The sequence below is a fragment of the Kineococcus aridisoli genome, from assembly GCF_050871885.1.
Lineage (GTDB): Bacteria > Actinomycetota > Actinomycetes > Actinomycetales > Kineococcaceae > Kineococcus.
This window is the reverse complement of sequence record NZ_JBJLSF010000165.1, coordinates 1-2,996: the sequence shown is the minus strand read 5'-3', so window position 1 is coordinate 2,996 and position 2,996 is coordinate 1. Positions and strand designations below refer to the sequence as shown.

Annotated in this window: 3 protein-coding genes and 1 pseudogene; all 4 read left to right on the top strand. The window is 72.5% G+C overall.

Translation table 11 applies throughout. The features are described from left to right. The first annotated feature begins 306 nt into the window (after nt 1–306). Entirely contained in the window at nt 307–1,137 is an 831-nt protein-coding gene (locus ACRYM2_RS23015; RefSeq protein ID WP_432525023.1) for a CheR family methyltransferase, read from the top strand. Further along, nucleotides 1,134–1,517, top strand: coding sequence for a response regulator (locus ACRYM2_RS23010; protein ID WP_166613703.1), 384 nt, complete (start codon nt 1,134–1,136; stop codon nt 1,515–1,517). The genes ACRYM2_RS23015 and ACRYM2_RS23010 overlap by 4 nt, the downstream gene beginning before the upstream one ends. Beyond that, nucleotides 1,514–2,026: a chemotaxis protein CheX gene (locus ACRYM2_RS23005; RefSeq protein WP_432525022.1), complete on the top strand. Its 513-nt coding sequence runs from the start codon at nt 1,514–1,516 to the stop codon at nt 2,024–2,026. The genes ACRYM2_RS23010 and ACRYM2_RS23005 overlap by 4 nt, the downstream gene beginning before the upstream one ends. Before the next feature lie 7 nt (nt 2,027–2,033). Continuing rightward, nucleotides 2,034–2,390 (top strand): annotated as a pseudogene (locus ACRYM2_RS23000) (response regulator); the annotation flags it as partial. Between the last annotated feature and the right edge of the window lie 606 nt (nt 2,391–2,996).

Genomic DNA, 2,996 nt, shown 5'->3' with positions numbered 1-2,996 from the left:
GCTGCGCTGTCGCGCGCTGGGTGTGGCGCGGCCGGCGCTCCCGGCCGCCCCCCCCCGCCCCCGCCCCCCACGCGCCCCCCCCCCCCCCCCCCCCCCCCCCCCCCCCCCCCCCCCCCCCCCCGGCCCGCAACCCGCTGCCGGCGGTCACCCCGCGCACCACCCCCGGCGCCCCCGCCGGCGTGCCGCGGACCAGCGGCGGCACCAGCACCACCCGCTCGACCAGCACGACCCCCCACGCGCCGGCGCGGCCGCCGGCGTCCCGTACCGCCGCTCCCGCGGCCCGTCCCTCCACAGGCAGGTGGTGACATGGCACTCACGACCGCAGCCTTCGACTGGGTGCGCACTCTGGTGCGCAAGGAGAGCGCGATCGTCCTCGAACCCGGCAAGGAGTACCTCGTCGAGTCCCGGCTCGTGCCCCTGGCACGCGCCGCGGGCGCGGCGGACGTCTCCGCGTACGTCGACGGCATCCGGTTGCGCCCCGACCGCCGCGCGACCACCGCGATCGTCGAAGCGCTCACGACCAACGAGACGTCGTGGTTCCGCGACGGCGCGCCGTTCCAGGCGTTCTCGACGGCCGTCGTCCCGGCCCTCAAGCAGGCGCGCGCGACCACCCGGTCGCTGCGCATCTGGTCGGCGGCCAGCTCCACCGGCCAGGAGGCCTACAGCCTGGCGATGGGGCTCAAGGACGGCGTGGTGAGCGAGGGGTGGCGTGCCGAGATCATCGGCACCGACATCTCCAGCGAGGTGGTGGAGAAGGCCAAGGCCGGCCGCTACTCGCAGCTGGAGATGAACCGCGGCCTGCCCGCCCCGCTGCTGGTCCGGCACTTCACCCGGGTCGGCACGCAGTGGCAGGTGAACGACGACCTGAAGCGGATGGTGCGCTTCCAGCAGCTGAACCTCACGAGCTCGTACGCGGCCCTCGGGCAGTTCGACGTGGTGTTCCTGCGGAACGTGCTCATCTACTTCGACCTGGAGACCAAGCGGGACATCCTGTCCCGGGTCCGCAAGGTCATCAAGCCCGGGGGATACATGTTCCTCGGGGGTGCAGAGACGACGCTGGGCGTCGATGACAACTGGGACCGGGAACTCATCGGACGGGTCTCGGTCCACCGTCCCAAGAACGGAGGTCAGGCATGAGGGCTCTGGTCGTGGATGACTCCCGCGCCATGCGGAAGATCATCGCGGGAGCGTTGCGCAAGCTCGGGTACGAGACGGTCGAGGCGGCCGACGGCGCGGAGGCGCTGAAGGTCCTCGGGGAGGGCCCGCTGCCCGACCTCGCCACGGTCGACTGGAACATGCCGGTCATGGACGGGCTCACGTTCGTGACGCAGGTCCGCGCCAACCGCGAGTACCGCGCGCTGACGCTGATGATGGTCACCACCGAGGCCGAGCACGGGCAGATCGTCCGCGCGCTCGCCGCCGGTGCTCACGAGTACCTCATCAAGCCGTTCACGGTGGAGGCGCTCGAGGAGAAGCTGTCCCTGCTGGGCCTGCTGCCGGAGGTGAGCCAAGCGTGACGGAACTGATCGAGGACCTCGAACCCGACTACGTCGAGGACGAGGCGCTGGCGCAGATCGTCGAGCAGATGTGGGCGTCCTACTTCGCCCACGTGGAGTTCCTGCTGCCCTCGTTCGAGCCGCACGACATCGAGGGCGACATCCTCTGCGCGTCGGTGACGATCTCGGGCGCCCGCCCGGGCATCGTGACCGTCTCCGCGGAGAAGGACGTGGCGGCGCCGCTGGCGGCCGCCCTCCTGCAGGAGGACGACGACGCGCTGCCCGCCGAGGACGTCTACGACGCCCTCGGCGAGGTCGCCAACATCGTCGGCGGCAACATCAAGGCGCTCGTGCCCGACGCCGGCCCGCTGGGCCTGCCGGTCGTCTCGACCGCCAAGCCGCTGCACGGTGCCTCCGGGCGCCTCGCCGCCCGTCTCGACGCCAACTGGCGCGGCCAGTGGCTGACCTTCGAGGTGTGGCTGGCCGGCGCCGGCGACACCGCCCCCCAGAACACCGGTCAGGAGGACTGAGCCCGTCATGAAGGCCCTGGTGGTCGACGACAGCCGCGTCATGCGGCAGATCGTCATCCGCACGCTGCGGCAGGCGGGGTACGACTGGGTGGACGTCGTCCAGGCCGAGAACGGCAAGGAGGGCTTCGACGTCGTCAAGGCGGAGAACCCCGACATCGTCCTCTCGGACTGGAACATGCCCGAGGCCACCGGGTACGAGCTGCTGCAGAACCTCCGCGGTTCCGGCCTCGACGTGCCGTTCGGCTTCGTCACCTCCGAGGGCTCGGAGGAGATGCGGGAGAAGGCGGCGGCCGCCGGTGCCCTCTTCCTCATCGCCAAGCCCTTCACGCCGGAGGCGTTCGCCGCGGCGCTGGCCCCCGTCCTGGGCGGCGACGCGGGCCCGGCCGCCGCCGAGACCGCGATCGCGCAGGGCGAGGTGAGGTTCGAGGTCAACCCGCTGCCGTCGAACCTCGCCCTGCGCAACCTGCTCTCGGACCTGCTCAACCGCGACGTGGAACTGGCCGAGGGCCGTCCCGTGCCGGTCGGCGGGGTGCCCGGCTCGGTGGTCGGCCTCTACGTGGACGACCACCTGAGGTCCAAGGCCGTCGTGGTCTTCGACTTCGCGCTGGCCGCCCACGCCGGCGCGGCGATCGGCCTGCTGCCCCCGGGGGCCAGCGAGGCCGCGATCGAGGACCGGCAGCTGCCGGAGAACCTCGTGGTCAACGCCCGCGAGGTGCTCAACATCATGGCGTCGCTGTTCAACGTGGAGGGTGCCGCGCACCTGAAGCTGCACGCGGCGTACGCACCGGGCGAGGTCCTGCGCCCGGACGTGGTGGACTGGGCCACCCGCACCGGCAGCCGCCTCGACCTGGCCGTCGAGGTCGCCCGCTACGGCAAGGGCGCGCTCAGCATCGTCACCTTCTGAGCCGCCGACGGCCCGTCCACGGGCCTGCCCGAGCACCAGGACCCCCCACCCGCACGGGTGGGGGGT

Excerpts from the sequence above, each read along its gene's own strand:
- ACRYM2_RS23010 (WP_166613703.1), top strand. The coding sequence starts at position 1,134 with ATGAGGGCTCTGGTCGTGGATGACTCCCGCGCCATGCGGAAGATCATC.
- ACRYM2_RS23015 (WP_432525023.1), top strand. The coding sequence starts at position 307 with ATGGCACTCACGACCGCAGCCTTCGACTGGGTGCGCACTCTGGTGCGC.